The sequence below is a fragment of the Labilibaculum euxinicum genome, assembly GCF_009795715.1.
Classification (GTDB): Bacteria; Bacteroidota; Bacteroidia; order Bacteroidales; family Marinifilaceae; genus Labilibaculum; species Labilibaculum euxinus.
Genome location: NZ_WTCR01000007.1, coordinates 67,652 through 83,407 on the forward strand (window position 1 = coordinate 67,652; position 15,756 = coordinate 83,407).

The following is a 15,756-nucleotide window of genomic DNA, read 5'->3' on the forward strand; positions in this document are numbered from 1 at the left end:
CTTTTTTAGTTGAATTCCTGAATCTGGTCAGGCTTAACGATAATGTTTTCTTAAGAAAGTTAGATTTGCTTCAATCTCTTTATTATCGTGAATATCAGCATTAATAATTACATCAATTGAATATTCTATGTTATATCTTGATAATATTTCATCCAATTTAGTTTTCTTCATTTGAGCAACTGATATTTTCTGATAATAAGACACCAACGATCCAATTGCTTTGGGCAACACTAAAAAACCAATGCCAATTATAACCATTGGAACAGTTGACATTGCACCTTTCTTAAAAAGATAAACACCCAAAAAGTAACCAGTAAACATCAACGAAACACCAATCCCAAAATACAGACTAAAATTAAGATAGCACAAAAATTTATCTCTTCGAATTGATTCAAACTCAATATTAACCTCCCTAATTTTATCTTGATATTTCTTATCAAATATTATATCAGAACATTTTTCTTTAAAACATGGTCGCTCGTTGGTAATGCCACATCTGGTTCCCGTTTTAAAATCATATAACTGATTCTCGCAAATTTCACAGTGTTTAGACTTTTCCATATGTTTTATCATCTGATTATTCATGGGAGTATAATGGGATGCTAATTCTCAAAATTCAATAATGTTCCCATAATCGCATCCCGCAATTTTGGATCTACACTTACTTCAGTGGCATAATTATTCCAATTTTGCACTTTACTGTTTATTTCAGAGATAATTTTTTCTGCTTTTTTAATGTTCATTGCTTTTGCAAAGCTGACTAAATCTTCTCTTGTAATATCTTTCCTTTTGCCATTAATACTTAAAGCATGCTGACTCACCCACATACTGTCGGGTCGGTAGGCATGGCAAATATCGTATGCCGGTGCCAACTCCCAACTTTCTCCTTTTTTCAATCTAAAAGCAAAATTCTTGGTATGATCATCACAATTTCGTGCAATCACATTAAATACCATTCTTCGGTACATCTGCTCTGCTTGAGGATATGGCAAACGCAGTATTCTCATGGTCTGAAACAACTGCTCGTAACTAAAACTTCCTACCTCATTAAAATCATAATGCTGCATTGCACAAAAGGTTTGAATGTGGTGTTTCTGAGAACCTTCCCCCCGATCGAACCGCTTGGTCATGAAATGTGCTCTGCCATTTTCCTGAAGCAAATCAGATTCCATCATCTCTATTCCACAGTCCCTTGTCATGTTGTAATAGGCCATTTCAACTCTTCCATAACCAATGGTTTTTCCAAATTGAGCATCACTTACACCATCCAGCTTTATTAACCAATGCTCAAAACCTTTGGGAGCATTCGTTTGTCCGGAGCGAACCTGTCCTGTTTTTTTGTTGTAGGCAATAATTGCTTTTGGTCTTGCTCCACCAGCTGATGTTCCAATTTTTAGGATTTCCATCATTGCCCGCTGTTCATCTTTGCTCAAATTGGCTTCAAAATCTTCCCGCTTTCCCAGCATTTTTTGTGCAATATCAACCAAGCTAGTTATTTCAACCTGAAAAGAGTTTTTATTAGAGTTGAGTTGTGTGGGTTCAAATTCCAGCGCTCCCATTCCTCTGGTTCCAATAAAACAGAGTTGTTCTATTGGGTTCATACTGTTAGCCGGGCGGCCATTTTGTGCCAACCAAACATTAATCAGCTGATTTCCATATTTATCGGGTAACACATCTGCCAATAAACCAGGCAAACCTTTAAATGTATCGTATTCGCTGTTTTTTGAAGGCCTGAGTTCAGGAAATGAAAATATGCGCTGACTGGATTGAACCGGCATTTTGACTGGCGCTAAATCAATTCCTTTCGATTTAAATTTAGGTTCATATTCGAAACTGGCCAGGCCCTGATTCTCATCCCAGGCTACAGCCCCAACAGTCTGTCCCCAAATTTTTACATATGCCGTTTTTATTTCTACCATTCGCTTTCATTTTGCTTGTTATCATCCTTGCCTCTGGCTCTTTGCCGTTTTTGCTTATCCAACTTAGCCAGTTCCAAGGGACTTAACTTAGTTTCAAGCTTAAAATTGTCGAGTACATGCAGTAAGTCAAGAGCCCGCAGAATTTGGAGTAATGAAATTAATGAAACAGCTTCCCCTTTCTCTAATTGACTCACGGTCCAGCGATTAACTCCAGCAGTTTCAGCGATTTTTGCCTGTGTTTTATTTTGAAGTAAACGTTGCTGTTTTACATACCTGCCAATTGTAGAAATAATTGCCTTATCACTCATCGAAACCCAATTATAGTTGGTATTTTCCATCACTAATATTTTTATATGTATTTAATGTTGGTATTCACAGGCATAAATATATAAAAAAATAATTCAGACACAAACATTTTATGTTGGTAAATACAATCACTATCACATAAAACATACATTTACGTTGGCTTTTCCTATCAATAAAATTTGTATTTACTAATTTTAATATATCCTCATTTTTTAAACCAACTCTTTTGTCGGATACAGAAATGATCAATTGCTTCTGCTTATTCTCCACGCCAGATAGCTTATTTGCAATTTACACGGAAAAATTTTCATAAAAACATACAGCCAATATGACCTCATATGAAACTGAAATTATAATTTTTTTGATTTTTCAATTTCCCATATTTAACTTATATTGCGAAACTTTTATGATAATATATGAATACGAACCTCTCCTCTGTCTACAAAATTAAGCAAGGCGATATTGCCACCTTCAAGAGCTTATATCTGGAGTATTATAAAAAACTATGTTTTCACTCTTTTAAAATTACTAACCGTAATGATATTGCAGAAGAAATAGTACAGGACGTGTTTGTTAAAATTTGGGAAAAACGCGAAAAGCTTAACCTTTCTGATAATATTGGCAGCTACTTGTACCGTGCTGTACTAAACGAATCACTCAATTTTCTGAAAAAACAGAAGTATGATACTTACGACGAAAATAGTATACAAAACCTGAAAAACCTTAGCGACTGCCATGAGATGGAGGTCAACCAAAATGAGATAAGAAAAGAAATAAGGAAGGCCATAAAAAAACTACCCGACAAAACGCGACGTGTTTTCATTATGAGCCGTAAACTAGAACTCTCTTACCAAGATATAGCAGACAGGCTCAACATAAGCATTAAAGGTGTTGAATATCATATATGCAAAGCCTTAAAATTATTACGGGAAGATTTGAATTCAACTCTTTTTTTACTTTTTTTTATGCTTTTCACTATGGTATCAGCAGCTTGCATTGTTATAACTATATAAATCTCTTCTTAAAATGTCAGGTAATACAAAACATACAGAAAACGAACTTCTTATTTCCCGCTTTTTAAGCAACCATGCTTCAGAAGCCGAGAAACAGAAGGTAATTAATCTGCTGCAAACCGACGATCAATTTAAAGAAGTATTTCTCGATATGCAGCAAACAGTAAAAACCGTTGATGCTCTTCTTTTTTACGAAAGCATTGATGAAGAAAAAGCGCTTAAACAAATTTATTCGAAAGCAAATATTAAAGAAGAAAATACAGTTAAACCAAAGCCTGCAATACAATTAAGAAGAGTTCTAAAAATTGCAGGGATAATTATACTTGGAGCTATTCTTACCTTTTTGATTCAGGATAAACCAAAACAGATATTACTTTCTTCAACAAACAGTATCCTTTCTGAAAAACTAATGCCCGACAGCTCAATTGTAACTTTAAATAAAAATAGTTCTTTGAAGTACTCCAATAAATACGGCATCAAAAATCGCACTGTACAACTTAATGGTGAAGCATTCTTTTCAGTTAAAAAAAATACCCGACTTCCGTTTATTGTAGATTGTAGCGGACTTTTCGTAGAAGTAACCGGAACTTCATTTAGCATCAGTAATTGCATGAACAGCAAACAAATTAACGTTTATGTTACATCCGGGCAAGTGAAAGTTTATGATAAGAAAGGAAAATTGGAAATACTAAATCCCGGCGACATAATTGTCTACAACAAAACGAATAAAACACTAAATAAACCTCATGCCGAAAAGAATTCCAATATCAATTCCTGGTTAACCCAAACATTGGCTTTTGACGATTGCCCATTACAACAAGTTATTAATGACATCAATAATCATTACAAGGTACATATTCAGCTTGATGTTAAAAACATCGAAAACTGCAGACTTAGTGCAAATTTCGAAAAATCAAGTCTGGAATCAGTTCTTAAAATAATTTGTTTATCATTTAATTTAGAGCTAATAAATGACGGTACCCTCACTTTAAAAGGAGACGGATGTTAATACAACCCTGCAGGAATAATACCTCCACCAAATTATATTTAACCTGAAATCTCACATTAAAAATTTACAATTTGCTAATTACCCGAAATTCATGCCTGGTGTTTTTCTTTTTTTTTCATTCCTTCTCTTTCGCCCAAACAACTTTAGAAAATAAAAACATCAGCCTGCAACTTAACGAAACCTCATTGATAGAAGTAATAAAAGCTATTGAAACACAAAGTGGTGTTTCTTTTGTCTACAACACTTCCATAATGAAAAACGCTCAGAAAGTGAGTATTGATGTTAAAGATGCTGACATCAATACTCTTTTACAAAAAATTTGTAAGGAGTCGGGCAACAACTATAAAGTAATTGATAATCAAGTGGTTTTTTTTAAAGTTACTGCCCCAGTTGCAAAATCCATTAAAGTTTTAATAAAACCCGAAACAAGTCAGCTATCCACCAATATGCATGAAGCAATTTCGAAAAATATCATTCAATCAGAGAAAAATATTTGTGATCGTAATCCTCTTTTGGATACTGCGAACAAACCTACTCTTGATATCAACAAAAATATAATAACAGATCCTTTAAAAACAGCACCTCTTACAACCGAATCTATAGTAAACGAGGTGCACATTTTTCCAATTTCCACAAAATTAGCAATCAACCAAGATTGCTCTTCCGATAGCCTCAGGCTTTCATGTCTTAATATTACAGAACAAAACACTTCGACAGATAAACTCTCAGCAAACAAATACTTTTATTCCATTCAGATAAAAAAAGAATTAGGCATTTCACCTGGTTTTAGCAAAGGTGATACACTCAGTACCGAAGAGGTTCAAATATTAAACAATAGTGTGGCCAGTTATGGGATTGGCGGCGGAATAAAACTTGGATATACCATCAAACGTTTTTCATTCAAAACCGGTCTGTTGTATACCCAATTCATTGAGAGATTTTCAATAAAGAAAACTCGTAAAATATTTTCCAGACAAACACATTGGGAAGGTATCACATGGCAGGAACAAAGTTCTGAGGGGATTATAATACACACCGACACTATTCCTATTACACAAACCATTGTAAGCGATTCTGCAACTGTATTTAGGCAAAAATATAAATCCTCGTATCTTGAGATACCATTCGATATTGATTACTCAATTCCTATTAACGCAAAATGGAGTGTATTTGGCTCTTTGGGCATAACTTATGCTATCACTTTGAAAAAAAATTACACCTCACCGTTTTCCGCATACAATCCAAAAGCAGTCAATAAACTAGATCTATCAGTAGGAATAAGTACGGGGCTAAAGTTTTTTTCTAACCGTTTACACTACTATTTTATGGCGGGCGGGCGAACTCGTACTTCATTGAATGTCAACAACAAACTCATCAACAGGAATCCCATTTACCTAAACATGACTGTTGGAGTTATAAATTATTTCTAATATTTCACTAGGGAACAACAGGTATTGATTGTTATATGAGTGTAAATATTAAAAATTTAAATTATGAATACGAAAAATTTTCTTACAGGTATCTTTTTAATACTAGTTGCATTTACAGCTTGCAATAAAGATAGTATCGAAGACAACAAAACTCTATGCCCGGTTGAATTTAAAATGACAGTTAGCGAAAACAGCACAAAGTCTGCAGTTGGGAACAAGCTAAAAACTACCGAAGTTACTAATGTAAAGTCTGCTTTAGTTTCTATTGCTGATGACAATGGCAACTTAGTTTACGAACTGGAACAAATTGAGCTAATTAGTTTTAACGGCGGTTTTATTACAAATAAATTATTGCTGGAAGTTGGAAACTACACAGTAACAGAGTTTTTACTACTCGATATCAATGGCAATGTAGCGTATGCAACACCCAAAGACGGCTCTGATTTAGCCAATTTGGTTAATGACCCTCTTGCCATTAGCTTTTCGGTTAACTTAAACGAAACAACTACGGTTACTCCCGAAGTATTACGTATCGATAATTTTGAACCAGCTGACTTTGGTTATGTTGAGTTTGGATTCAGATACATTAAAACATTCGGTTTTGTAATGGGTATTTACACCCTCGATGACAACCAAACTGCAATTGCCAGTAATGCCAATATTACATTAACAGCGAATAACAAAGAATATCTCAATAAAGAAATAAACGGAGCATTAAATGTGTTAACAATAAATGATGGCCTGCAAAATTACAGCATAAAAGTAGAGAAATCAGGCTATAAAACATTTAGTGAAACCTATACGGCGGAACAATTAAAACAATATGAAACAACGCCTCTGAATATCTATCTGGAAGAGATAAAGGAATTTACTCTTGATTACAACAAAATAACTGATGCCACTCTTACAAGTTACTATCCCGACAATAACGAAAATGGAACTTTTATTCAGGCTTTTGCATGGACTTTTACTGGAGATCCGGTAAGCTGCAGGTTTCTTATGGGATTTGATTTGAGCGAGATTCCTGAAGGACAACAGATAAAAAGTGCTAAACTCTCATTATTTTATGCCGATAATCATCCCGATCCTCTTCACGAAGGCTTTTTTGGTGGTCAAAATAATTTAAAAATTGAATTAGCAGACCAAGCCTGGGACGAAACTACAGTTACCTGGAACAACCAACCATCTACAATTTCGAACGGAGCAATAATTATACCTTCAGATGAAAACGGAAAAATTGACAAACCCGATATTGACATTACTCCATTAATTCAAGCCATGATAAATAACTCCGATGGTCGTTTTGGAATTAAAATATCGCAGGTTGACGAAACAATATACAGATCAAGCTTTTTTGCTTCAACAGAAAATGAGTTGGTTAATAAAAGACCAATACTTAAAATCGTTCTTAATTAATAATTATCTCATCCTTACAATAAGCGTTACAGATTATTGTACCAAATTAATAACATTCTCAGTAGTCCACAAAGGTGCCCTTGTGGGCTACTGCTTTTTTGTAAGTTGTTATTCTATTTTGCAGATGCATCTGATCCGAAGTTAACCTGCAGCAGAAATAATGGTATGCTATTTGTTTAGCAAAACCTATTCGCGCAAACCAGTTGCTGTATGGGCTAAATAAAACCGAAAAAAAGGAACCTTATCAACTCACCGGCGTATTCTCAATTTTAAAATTAAATTTGCATCAAAACTAACATCCTACATCTATGAATAAAATGATACGCTTCTCACTTATTGCTCTTCTATTTATTTCTGCTGCCTGCAGTACCGGAAATAAAGCTCTTCAAAATGGAGATTACTATTCTGCTGTTATTAAATCGGTAGACCGGTTACGATCAAATCCGGATAAAGCAAAGGCTCAATTAACTTTAAGAGAAAGTTATCCTTTGGCAGTGAACTGGTATCAGCAGGAAATCAGCACCCTTTTATCTTCGAATGATCCGTTTAAGTATTCAAAAACAGTTGGACATTACCAGACTTTGAATAGAATGACTGATGAAATTAGAAGGTGCCCTGGTGCATTGCGCATTATTCCTTCTCCAAAGCAATACAAGACAGAAGAATACATGGCCAGGCAAAATGCAGCGCCTGAATGTTATGAAGCAGGGGCAATGGAACTTGCTAAAGGAACCCGTCAAGATGCAGTGACAGCCTTTATGAATTTCGAAAAAGCCAATAGTTTTGTTCCCAACTACAAAGATGTTGCCGATAAAATGGCTGAAGCAGAGGAAATGGCAACCTTAAAAGTGATTATTGATCATGTGCCTGTGAACTCCACAAAATATCAGTTGAGTGCTGAGTTTTTTCAAGATCAGGTAACACAATATATCTTTCACAATATCAAACGAAGATTTGTACGATTCTACACACCCAAACAAGCTGAACTGGAGAAACTGGAATATCCTGATCAGATTATTGGAATGCGTTTCGAAGATTTTGTAGTTGGCGAAACTCACGATACCGATATCGAAAAGCAAGTTGTAAGTGCTGATAGTGTTGAAGTTGGGTCGACCAAACTAAAAAATGGCGAAACAATTAAAGTATACAATATTGTGAAAGCCAAATTGCATATTCACAAACGTGAGGTGATTTCTAAAGGAATACTTTCTCTTCATATTATTGAATTCGAAAACCAAAAGGAAGTAAATAACAAACAATTTGGTGGTCAATTTAACTGGTTTTACCAATGGGGAAATTACAATGGTGACGAAAGAGCTTTAACAAAAGAAGAATTGAATATTTGCCATAGCGAGCCAATTCTCCCTCCTGCTCATCAGGATTTATTTGTAGAGTTTACAAAACCTATTTTCACTGATCTTACTGCAGAGTTAAGACGATTCTATAATCGATACTAATTAATAAACTTCTTTTTGACAAAAGAATATCTGACGTCAACGGTTTATCCTCTATAGTAATCTGAAAAAACTAAGAAATACACAAAGAGGCAGAAAAATTAAATTTCTGCCTCTTTGTATATTTTAAAACTCCTTATCGATTGCGGTGGATTAAATTGTAGTCAACAATTAGTGTTTTAAAAAACTCGAGAGGTTGCATTTCTGTTTTGATTCCCAATTTTTCCATCACATTTTTTCGTGCCCGCAACCCAAATTGCAGCTTTTCAACCGGGTCTTCCATGCTTTCAATCTGAGCAATCACCTTTTTAAACAGAGGCAGGTCTTTTTCATTAATTTTTCGGGACTCAGGGAAAACAAGCTCATAATTTTGGGGGATATCAACCAGAATCGTATTTTCAATCGACACTTTTCGCTTTGTTCTTATTACCGTTGTTTTAGCTAGAATATCGCCCAGGCGTTGTCCTTTTTCTCCTATTACAATGCACAAAATACCACAAATACCATAGGTCAACGAAATATCAACCAATCGAAACATCCATCGAATCAAATAATTTAGAAAAGTGGGTGCTGATCCGTCGACAGTACTTACCTTAATTTTCATGATTTTTTTTCCCGGAGTTTGACCATTCATAAAAACCTCAAATATCAAGGAGTAAAACATTAACGGCACTAGTAAAAACAATATCCAAACTGCATCTTTTCCTATTAAGCCAATTACAAGTAAAAGAATCATATAAATGACAAAGAAGAACAGAAGATCAAGCAAGGTCGCTGATATTCTTTCTCCAATACTTGCCAACTGAAAATTAATGCGAACATTTTGAGTTGTTTCTATTCCTATATCTGCCATTTACTATTAAATTTTGTGAACCCGAAGATACCTATCATAAGAAAACAAAAGAAATAATCGAATAATTATTTTCATCATTTAAAATCATTCTACTGACATATTGCTAGTTAGTAAACTCATCAACCATTTAACCTTAATCAAACATTTGTAATTTTCCTTAATTACAATAACTTTAGCATTGTTTTACAGAAATCCCTTAAATGAAAGAAGTAGTTTTTCTGGATCGCAACAGCAAAAAATGGATAGAATTTGAAAATCTTCTTGCTGATGAATCCCATAACGATCCTGATTCCATTGCCGATTTATACATCCAATTAACGGATGATCTTTCCTATGCACAAACCTTTTACCCAAATTCATCTACTACTGAATATCTCAATCAATTAAGTGTGAGTGTTCATCAACAAATTTATAAAAACCAAAAAGCACAAAAGGGAAAATTCAAGCAGTTTTGGACTACAGATTTGCCTTTAATTCTTTTCCAAACACGAAAACAATTACTTTATTCTTTACTAATATTTCTTACCGCTGCTCTTTTGGGTGTAGTATCGACAATTAATGATCAGTCTTTTGTACGTACTATTCTTGGAGATAACTACGTAAATATGACCATTGACAACATCAAAAAAGGAGATCCAATGGCCGTTTACAAACAGGAAGGGCAAACAGAAATGTTTCTAGGAATTACCATCAATAACATTAAAGTTTCCTTTATGGCTTTTGTTTTTGGGATACTTACTGCTTTCGGAAGCGGATACATCCTTTTTAATAATGGAATTATGCTGGGAAGCTTCACTTATTTCTTTGTTGAAAATGGTTTGTTCTGGGAAAGCACCCGGGTAATATGGATACATGGAACGCTTGAAATTTCTGCCATTATTATCTCTGGAGCGGCAGGAATTGTAATGGGAAACAGTATTGTTTTCCCTGGCACCCTGCCTCGCAAAACATCCATGCAAATTGGAGTTCGCAAAGGCATTAAAATTGTAATTGGAATTATACCTATGTTTATTGTTGCCGGCTTTTTAGAAGGCTATGTAACCCGACATACCGAAATGTCAATATGGCTAAGCTGGATCATTATTATCTGTTCCCTGCTGTTCGTTATTTGGTATTTTATAATTAACCCAAAACGAGTCTATCAAAAACTAAACAATTTATAAAATTCTAATCTTAAAAAAATGACTGATAATTTTAAATTCGAAAAAAACCGTGATTTCGGGGAACTATTCAACGACACATTTCTTTTTATTAAGTACAATTTTAAAAATTTACTAATGGGAATGATCTATTTCGTTATCCCTTTTGCATTATTACAAGGAATAGCACTAGGTGTGTATCAATATGAAGCACTTTCAACTCTTTCATCAGGGCCTTCATCAAATCCGTTTGCTGCAATGCAAGGAGCAATGAGTTCAATGCTAATCACCTATCTGTTTACCATGATTACTTATACGTTTTCTATGGCATTTGTATTTCAATACATCAAATTATACAAAGCATCGGAAAATAATGAAGTGGAATTAAAACAAGTTTGGAAATCAATGCTTGGTGTTGCTCCTAAAATTTTCCTTTCTATGTTTGTTATTGGATTTCTTTCAGGTCTTGGTTTTATATTCTTACTAATTCCGGGTATTTATTTAATGATTTGTTTTAGTCTGGTTATTCCAATTATTATTTTTCAAGGTGATTCACTTAGCGAAGCTCTAAGTTCTTGTTTTTCATTAATTAAAAATAACTGGTGGCAAACATTTGGGTTTTTACTAATCCTAGGTTTGATAGCTGGAGCATTACAATTTATATTTCAAATACCTACCACTATTTATCAAGGAATGGCAGGTTTTCATATGGTGCAAAATGGAGCTTCATCAGCAAGTCAAAGTTTAAGCATTCTATTTTCTATTATCCAAGCAATGGGAGCATGCTTTATGCAAGTAATTCCATTTACAGGAATTGGAATTCTTTATTTTAGTCTGGTTGAGCAAAAACAAAATCCCGCATTGCTAAAAGAGTTGGAAAGCGTTGGAGCTAATGAATAAAAAAATACTTACAATACTATTTATTGGCTGGTTTCAACTATTTATTGGAACCAGCCAAATTTTAGCACAGGAAACTTTCCGCCCGGATACCATCGTTGCTGATACCGGACAAGTTCAATTGTGGGAAAAATCCATTCCGAAAGAACGCATTGAAAATTATCGCAAACAGAGCGATTTCAATTACGATTTTACCGATGTAAAACAAGAAAGTTTGTGGGATCGTTTCACTCAGTGGATCAGAAATTGGTTAAATTTCATGATCAAAGGACTGGGAATCATCTGGTTCCTGAGATATATCATTCTTGCTGTGCTTATTATCATTCTTATTGCGCTGATTTACAAAAGCAAATTTACCGGCTTGTTCCGTTCCCAACAGGAAATTACATCTCTGGAATTTAGTGAAACTGCGAACCCAACAAAAATAAATTGGGAGCAAAAAATTAATGAAGCATTTCTTCAAAAAGAGTATCGTTTGGCTTTGCGTTATCACTTTTTATCCCTGTTAAAAAGTTTAAGTCAGCACAATTTAATAAGCTGGAAATCGGAAAAAACCAATTACGATTACATCCGGGAAATAAAACAGGATAAAATAAAGGCTGATTTTATTGAATTAAGCGAATTGTATGAAGCCGTTTGGTATGGCGACTTCCCAATAAACAAACAAGATTACGACCAAATTAATAAAGAATTCGGCCGATTGAATCTCCTTCTCCCGCAAGTAAAAGAATTCGCATCATGAGACTAAATATCCCTAAAAATGCACTTCCCGTAATTGGAATTCTAATCATTCTTATATTGATGGAACTTTTTGCGCCTCAGCCAATCGACTGGACAAAAAGTTTTAATGAGGATGACAAACGACCGTTTGGTTGTTTTCTGCTAAAGGAATTAATACAGAACGATTTATTTCCTGATCAGGAATTTAAAATCAGCAGTAATGCCATTTTCAACTATCCGGAGACTGATAGTCTCTCAACAAAAAAGAATTACATTTTTGTTACCAATGATTTTTCTCCTCAGGAATGGGAAATCAATACAGTAATGGATTTGGCTAAAAATGGAAATCAAATATTCATTGCAAGTTCAAGTTTAGGAAAAGCCTTTTCAGATTCTTTGCATGTACACATCGAAAGCGATATTCTGTTTTCAGAATTAGCAGCAACAAAAGGAAAATCTCAAAATTTCGAAAATCCTGATTTACAAGAGAAATCGAAATATGAATACCCAAAAGCATTCGACAATTCAACAATAGCCAAATTTAACAAGGACAGTGCAATTGTTCTGGGACGAGATCATCAAAGGAAAATTCAGTTGGTGAAAATTCCCTGTGGAAAAGGCAACTTCTTTATTAGCTGTCAGCCGTTAGCCTTTACCAATTACAATGTTGTACAAAACGAGAATGCAAATTATATTGCAGGATCATTTAGCTATTTACCTCCCAATCCGATAGTTTGGGATGAATATTACAAACCTCTTAGAGCTTTACGCTCCACAAGCCCAATCATTTTTCTGCTTTCGAGTCCTCCATTAAAAATGGCGTACTATCTTTTGATTACCTGCCTTCTGCTTGTTCTTATTTTTCAAGGTAAGCGTCAGCAAAAAATGATTCCTGTTCTAAAACCATTGCCCAATACCTCTCTTGAGTTTATTAGAACAATGGGGCGATTGTATTACAACCGCAAAAATCACAAAGACATTGCTTTAAAGAAAATTAAATACCTGAAGGAATTTTGTAAGAGCCGCTATCATATCGATTTAACCATTGATACTTTAAATGAAGTAAGTAAACGCTCAGGAATCTCCTTAAAAACTCTTGAAATTCTTTTTAATCAAGTAGATAAAATTTCTAATTCTCAGAATATATCACAGGAGACATTGGAAGACTTACACTCAAAAGTGGAATACATTTATAAATCCGGCAAATAAAATAAACCCTACAATGGAAAATAAACTGCAATTTAAAAACCGTATAGATTTGCAAGAGCTCAATCATTTGATTGGCCAAATTAAATATGAAATTAAAAAAGTAATCATCGGTCAGGAAAAGAATATCGACCTGCTATTGGTAGGATTATTTGCTAAAGGCCATGTTTTAATTGAAGGTGTTCCCGGAATTGCAAAAACTCTTTCAGCCAAACTGCTTGCCAAATCAATTTCCTCCGGTTTTTCGCGCATTCAATTTACCCCGGATTTAATGCCCTCCGATGTTTTGGGAACTACCATATTCAATTTAAGTACGTCAAAATTTGAGTTTAACAAAGGTCCTATCTTCTCAAACATTATCTTGATTGATGAGATTAACCGTGCTCCTGCAAAAACCCAATCGGCACTTTTCGAGGTGATGGAAGAAGCTCAGATTAGTATCGATGGAACCACACATAAAATGGAACAGCCATTTTGGGTAATTGCAACACAAAACCCTATTGAGCAAGAAGGAACTTACCGTTTGCCGGAAGCGCAGCTGGATCGTTTTCTCATGAAAATAGAATTCACTTATCCTGACGAACAGGAGGAACTTGAAATTTTGGCGACAAAAAATGAAAGAAAAGGTAAAAATGAAACATTTGAAATAACTGAAGTCTTGAATTCGGAGCAAATTAACATGTTGCGTCAGCAAGTTCAGGAGATACACATTGATGAGAACCTTCAGAAGTACATTGTTCAAATTGTTCAAAACACAAGAAATCACCCTGGAATTATTCTGGGCGCTTCGCCGAGAGCATCAGTTGCAGTAATGATGGCTGCAAAAGCTCTTTCAGCTATCAGAGGCAGAGATTTTGTTACTCCTGATGATATTAAAGAGGTGGCAATTCCCGCTTTGCACCACAGACTAATACTAACTCCTGAAAAGGAAATGGAAGGCGTGCTTCCGAAGCAAATCATTGCGCAAATTATGGAAGGAATTGAAATTCCACGATAGCAAATCCGAACGAATCGGTTCAGAAAAAAAACAATGTTCCCAATACTAATGAACTACAATTAATGAAATTCATTAAATCAATATATCTAAAACCAAATTTTTACTGGATACTGGTAATTGTGGCTGTAATTTCGATTCTCGGGCATTTTATTCCATTCCTATTTCCGGTGGCCCGACTACTTTTACTTTTGTTTTTGGTATGTCTGGCTTTGGATATTTTCATTCTCTACCGAAATAAAAAAGGAATTACTGCATCACGAAAATGCCCGGAGAAACTATCAAACGGAGATGAGAATAGTATTTCAATACTCGTAGAAAATAATTATTCGGTATCTACACAGATAGATATTATTGATGAATTGCCGGTTCAGTTTCAAAAAAGGGATTTTCTTTATTCTTTTCAACTAAAATCGGGCGAAGAAAAGCAAATAAATTACGAAGTAAGACCCACTGCAAGAGGTGAATATCATTTTGGTTTTTTGAATGTTTTTGTTGCCTCATTTTTTGGGCTCATCAAAAGAAGGTACAAAATAGAGGCCGAGCAGATGCTTCCCTGCTATCCGTCGTTCATGCAAATGCGTCAATACGAATTATTAGCCATTTCGAACCGTTTGAACGATTATGGTGTGAAGCGAATACGACGAATCGGGCACCAAATGGAATTCGATCAAATTCGGGAGTATGTAAAAGGTGATGATTACAGAACCATTAACTGGAAAGCTACTGCCCGTAAATCGCAAATAATGGTGAATCAGTATCAGGATGAAAAATCACAACCTGTTTACTGTCTTATTGATACCGGCCGATCGATGAAAATGCCCTTTGATGGTTTAACTCTTCTTGATTATGCAATTAATACAAGTTTGGTAATTTCAAATACCGCGGTAATTAAGCATGACAAAGCCGGAGTAATTTGTTTTGGGAAAAATATCAACGCTCACGTTCCTGCTGATGGAAGAAGAACTCAGATAAGGAAAATAATGGAGGTTCTCTACAACCAGAAAACCAATTATCCCGAACCAAATTATGAATTATTACACAATTCTGCCCGTCGGTTACTTAGAAGCAGAAGCTTACTAATTCTCTTCGCCAACTTTGAAAGTCTTGATTCAATGAAACGTCAACTACCCTATTTACAGGGATTGGCAAAAGATCATTTGTTAATGCTTGTGTTTTTTACAAATACAGAAATCAAGGAAATCACTAAAAAAACCGCAAAAAGCATAGAAGATATTTACATTAAAACCATAGGCGAAAAATTTATTTACGACAAAAAATTAATCGTAAAAGAATTGGAAAAATATGGAATTCATGCGATATTGAGCAATCCTAAAGACCTAACAATTAATACTCTCAACAAATATCTTGAATTTAAGTCCAGAGGACTGATCTAAACA

General features: G+C 34.7%; 15 protein-coding genes. 11 read left to right on the top strand and 4 right to left on the bottom strand.

Features of this window, described 5'->3' with window-relative positions:
- Positions 1-33: 33 nt before the first annotated feature.
- Genes GQR60_RS10780 through GQR60_RS10790 form a run of 3 tightly spaced genes read right to left on the bottom strand, consistent with a single transcriptional unit; the run spans position 34 to position 2,257 of the window.
- A complete protein-coding gene (locus GQR60_RS10780; RefSeq protein WP_124992928.1) occupies positions 34-561 on the bottom strand; it encodes a hypothetical protein in 528 nt (175 codons plus the stop codon).
- A gap of 41 nt (positions 562-602) precedes the next feature.
- Positions 603-1,919, bottom strand: coding sequence for a type II toxin-antitoxin system HipA family toxin (locus GQR60_RS10785; RefSeq protein WP_124992929.1), 1,317 nt, complete (start codon positions 1,917-1,919; stop codon positions 603-605).
- A complete protein-coding gene (locus GQR60_RS10790) occupies positions 1,913-2,257 on the bottom strand; it encodes a helix-turn-helix domain-containing protein (RefSeq protein ID WP_124992930.1) in 345 nt (114 codons plus the stop codon). Before GQR60_RS10790 ends, GQR60_RS10785 begins: the two co-directional genes overlap by 7 nt.
- 384 nt (positions 2,258-2,641) lie before the next feature.
- Here GQR60_RS10790 and GQR60_RS10795 point away from each other — a divergent pair, with 384 nt between their 5' ends.
- From GQR60_RS10795 to GQR60_RS10815, 5 genes are all read left to right on the top strand, one after another.
- A complete protein-coding gene (locus GQR60_RS10795; RefSeq protein ID WP_124992931.1) occupies positions 2,642-3,238 on the top strand; it encodes an RNA polymerase sigma-70 factor in 597 nt (198 codons plus the stop codon).
- Positions 3,239-3,251: 13 nt separating this feature from the next.
- Positions 3,252-4,247 carry a FecR family protein gene (locus tag GQR60_RS10800; protein WP_124992932.1) on the top strand — a complete coding sequence of 332 codons (996 nt, stop codon included), beginning with the start codon at positions 3,252-3,254 and terminating at the stop codon, positions 4,245-4,247.
- Between the two features lie 185 nt (positions 4,248-4,432).
- Positions 4,433-5,677: an outer membrane beta-barrel protein gene (locus GQR60_RS10805; RefSeq protein ID WP_148096535.1), complete on the top strand. Its 1,245-nt coding sequence runs from the start codon at positions 4,433-4,435 to the stop codon at positions 5,675-5,677.
- Between the two features lie 63 nt (positions 5,678-5,740).
- The gene (locus GQR60_RS10810) at positions 5,741-7,093 is read left to right on the top strand and encodes a DNRLRE domain-containing protein (RefSeq protein ID WP_124992934.1); all 1,353 of its coding nucleotides are present in this window, start codon (positions 5,741-5,743) and stop codon (positions 7,091-7,093) included.
- A gap of 308 nt (positions 7,094-7,401) precedes the next feature.
- On the top strand, positions 7,402-8,550 hold the full coding sequence (locus GQR60_RS10815; RefSeq protein WP_124992935.1) for a hypothetical protein: 1,149 nt from the start codon (positions 7,402-7,404) through the stop codon (positions 8,548-8,550).
- Positions 8,551-8,683: 133 nt separating this feature from the next.
- On the opposite strand, the gene GQR60_RS10820 is transcribed toward GQR60_RS10815, so the two are convergent.
- Positions 8,684-9,400 carry an RDD family protein gene (locus GQR60_RS10820; RefSeq protein ID WP_124992936.1) on the bottom strand — a complete coding sequence of 239 codons (717 nt, stop codon included), beginning with the start codon at positions 9,398-9,400 and terminating at the stop codon, positions 8,684-8,686.
- Positions 9,401-9,600: 200 nt separating this feature from the next.
- Here GQR60_RS10820 and GQR60_RS10825 point away from each other — a divergent pair, with 200 nt between their 5' ends.
- From GQR60_RS10825 to GQR60_RS10850, 6 genes are all read left to right on the top strand, one after another.
- Complete coding sequence (locus GQR60_RS10825) at positions 9,601-10,563, top strand: stage II sporulation protein M (RefSeq protein ID WP_124992937.1); 963 nt, start codon at positions 9,601-9,603, stop codon at positions 10,561-10,563.
- 18 nt (positions 10,564-10,581) lie between these two features.
- Entirely contained in the window at positions 10,582-11,439 is an 858-nt protein-coding gene (locus GQR60_RS10830; protein WP_124992938.1) for a glycerophosphoryl diester phosphodiesterase membrane domain-containing protein, read from the top strand.
- Complete coding sequence (locus tag GQR60_RS10835; protein WP_124992939.1) at positions 11,432-12,178, top strand: DUF4129 domain-containing protein; 747 nt, start codon at positions 11,432-11,434, stop codon at positions 12,176-12,178. The genes GQR60_RS10830 and GQR60_RS10835 overlap by 8 nt, the downstream gene beginning before the upstream one ends.
- On the top strand, positions 12,175-13,365 hold the full coding sequence (locus GQR60_RS10840; RefSeq protein ID WP_124992940.1) for a DUF4350 domain-containing protein: 1,191 nt from the start codon (positions 12,175-12,177) through the stop codon (positions 13,363-13,365). Before GQR60_RS10835 ends, GQR60_RS10840 begins: the two co-directional genes overlap by 4 nt.
- A 13-nt stretch (positions 13,366-13,378) precedes the next feature.
- Positions 13,379-14,359, top strand: a complete 981-nt coding sequence (locus tag GQR60_RS10845; RefSeq protein WP_124992941.1) for an AAA family ATPase — start codon at positions 13,379-13,381, stop codon at positions 14,357-14,359.
- Positions 14,360-14,421: 62 nt separating this feature from the next.
- Complete coding sequence (locus GQR60_RS10850; protein WP_124992942.1) at positions 14,422-15,753, top strand: DUF58 domain-containing protein; 1,332 nt, start codon at positions 14,422-14,424, stop codon at positions 15,751-15,753.
- The last annotated feature ends 3 nt before the right edge of the window (positions 15,754-15,756 follow it).

Coding starts and splice junctions, on each gene's coding strand:
- GQR60_RS10780 (WP_124992928.1), bottom strand. CDS start 561: ATGGAAAAGTCTAAACACTGTGAAATTTGCGAGAATCAGTTATATGAT.
- GQR60_RS10785 (WP_124992929.1), bottom strand. CDS start 1,919: ATGGTAGAAATAAAAACGGCATATGTAAAAATTTGGGGACAGACTGTT.
- GQR60_RS10790 (WP_124992930.1), bottom strand. CDS start 2,257: ATGGAAAATACCAACTATAATTGGGTTTCGATGAGTGATAAGGCAATT.
- GQR60_RS10795 (WP_124992931.1), top strand. CDS start 2,642: ATGAATACGAACCTCTCCTCTGTCTACAAAATTAAGCAAGGCGATATT.
- GQR60_RS10800 (WP_124992932.1), top strand. CDS start 3,252: ATGTCAGGTAATACAAAACATACAGAAAACGAACTTCTTATTTCCCGC.
- GQR60_RS10810 (WP_124992934.1), top strand. CDS start 5,741: ATGAATACGAAAAATTTTCTTACAGGTATCTTTTTAATACTAGTTGCA.
- GQR60_RS10815 (WP_124992935.1), top strand. CDS start 7,402: ATGAATAAAATGATACGCTTCTCACTTATTGCTCTTCTATTTATTTCT.
- GQR60_RS10820 (WP_124992936.1), bottom strand. CDS start 9,400: ATGGCAGATATAGGAATAGAAACAACTCAAAATGTTCGCATTAATTTT.
- GQR60_RS10825 (WP_124992937.1), top strand. CDS start 9,601: ATGAAAGAAGTAGTTTTTCTGGATCGCAACAGCAAAAAATGGATAGAA.
- GQR60_RS10830 (WP_124992938.1), top strand. CDS start 10,582: ATGACTGATAATTTTAAATTCGAAAAAAACCGTGATTTCGGGGAACTA.
- GQR60_RS10835 (WP_124992939.1), top strand. CDS start 11,432: ATGAATAAAAAAATACTTACAATACTATTTATTGGCTGGTTTCAACTA.
- GQR60_RS10840 (WP_124992940.1), top strand. CDS start 12,175: ATGAGACTAAATATCCCTAAAAATGCACTTCCCGTAATTGGAATTCTA.
- GQR60_RS10845 (WP_124992941.1), top strand. CDS start 13,379: ATGGAAAATAAACTGCAATTTAAAAACCGTATAGATTTGCAAGAGCTC.
- GQR60_RS10850 (WP_124992942.1), top strand. CDS start 14,422: ATGAAATTCATTAAATCAATATATCTAAAACCAAATTTTTACTGGATA.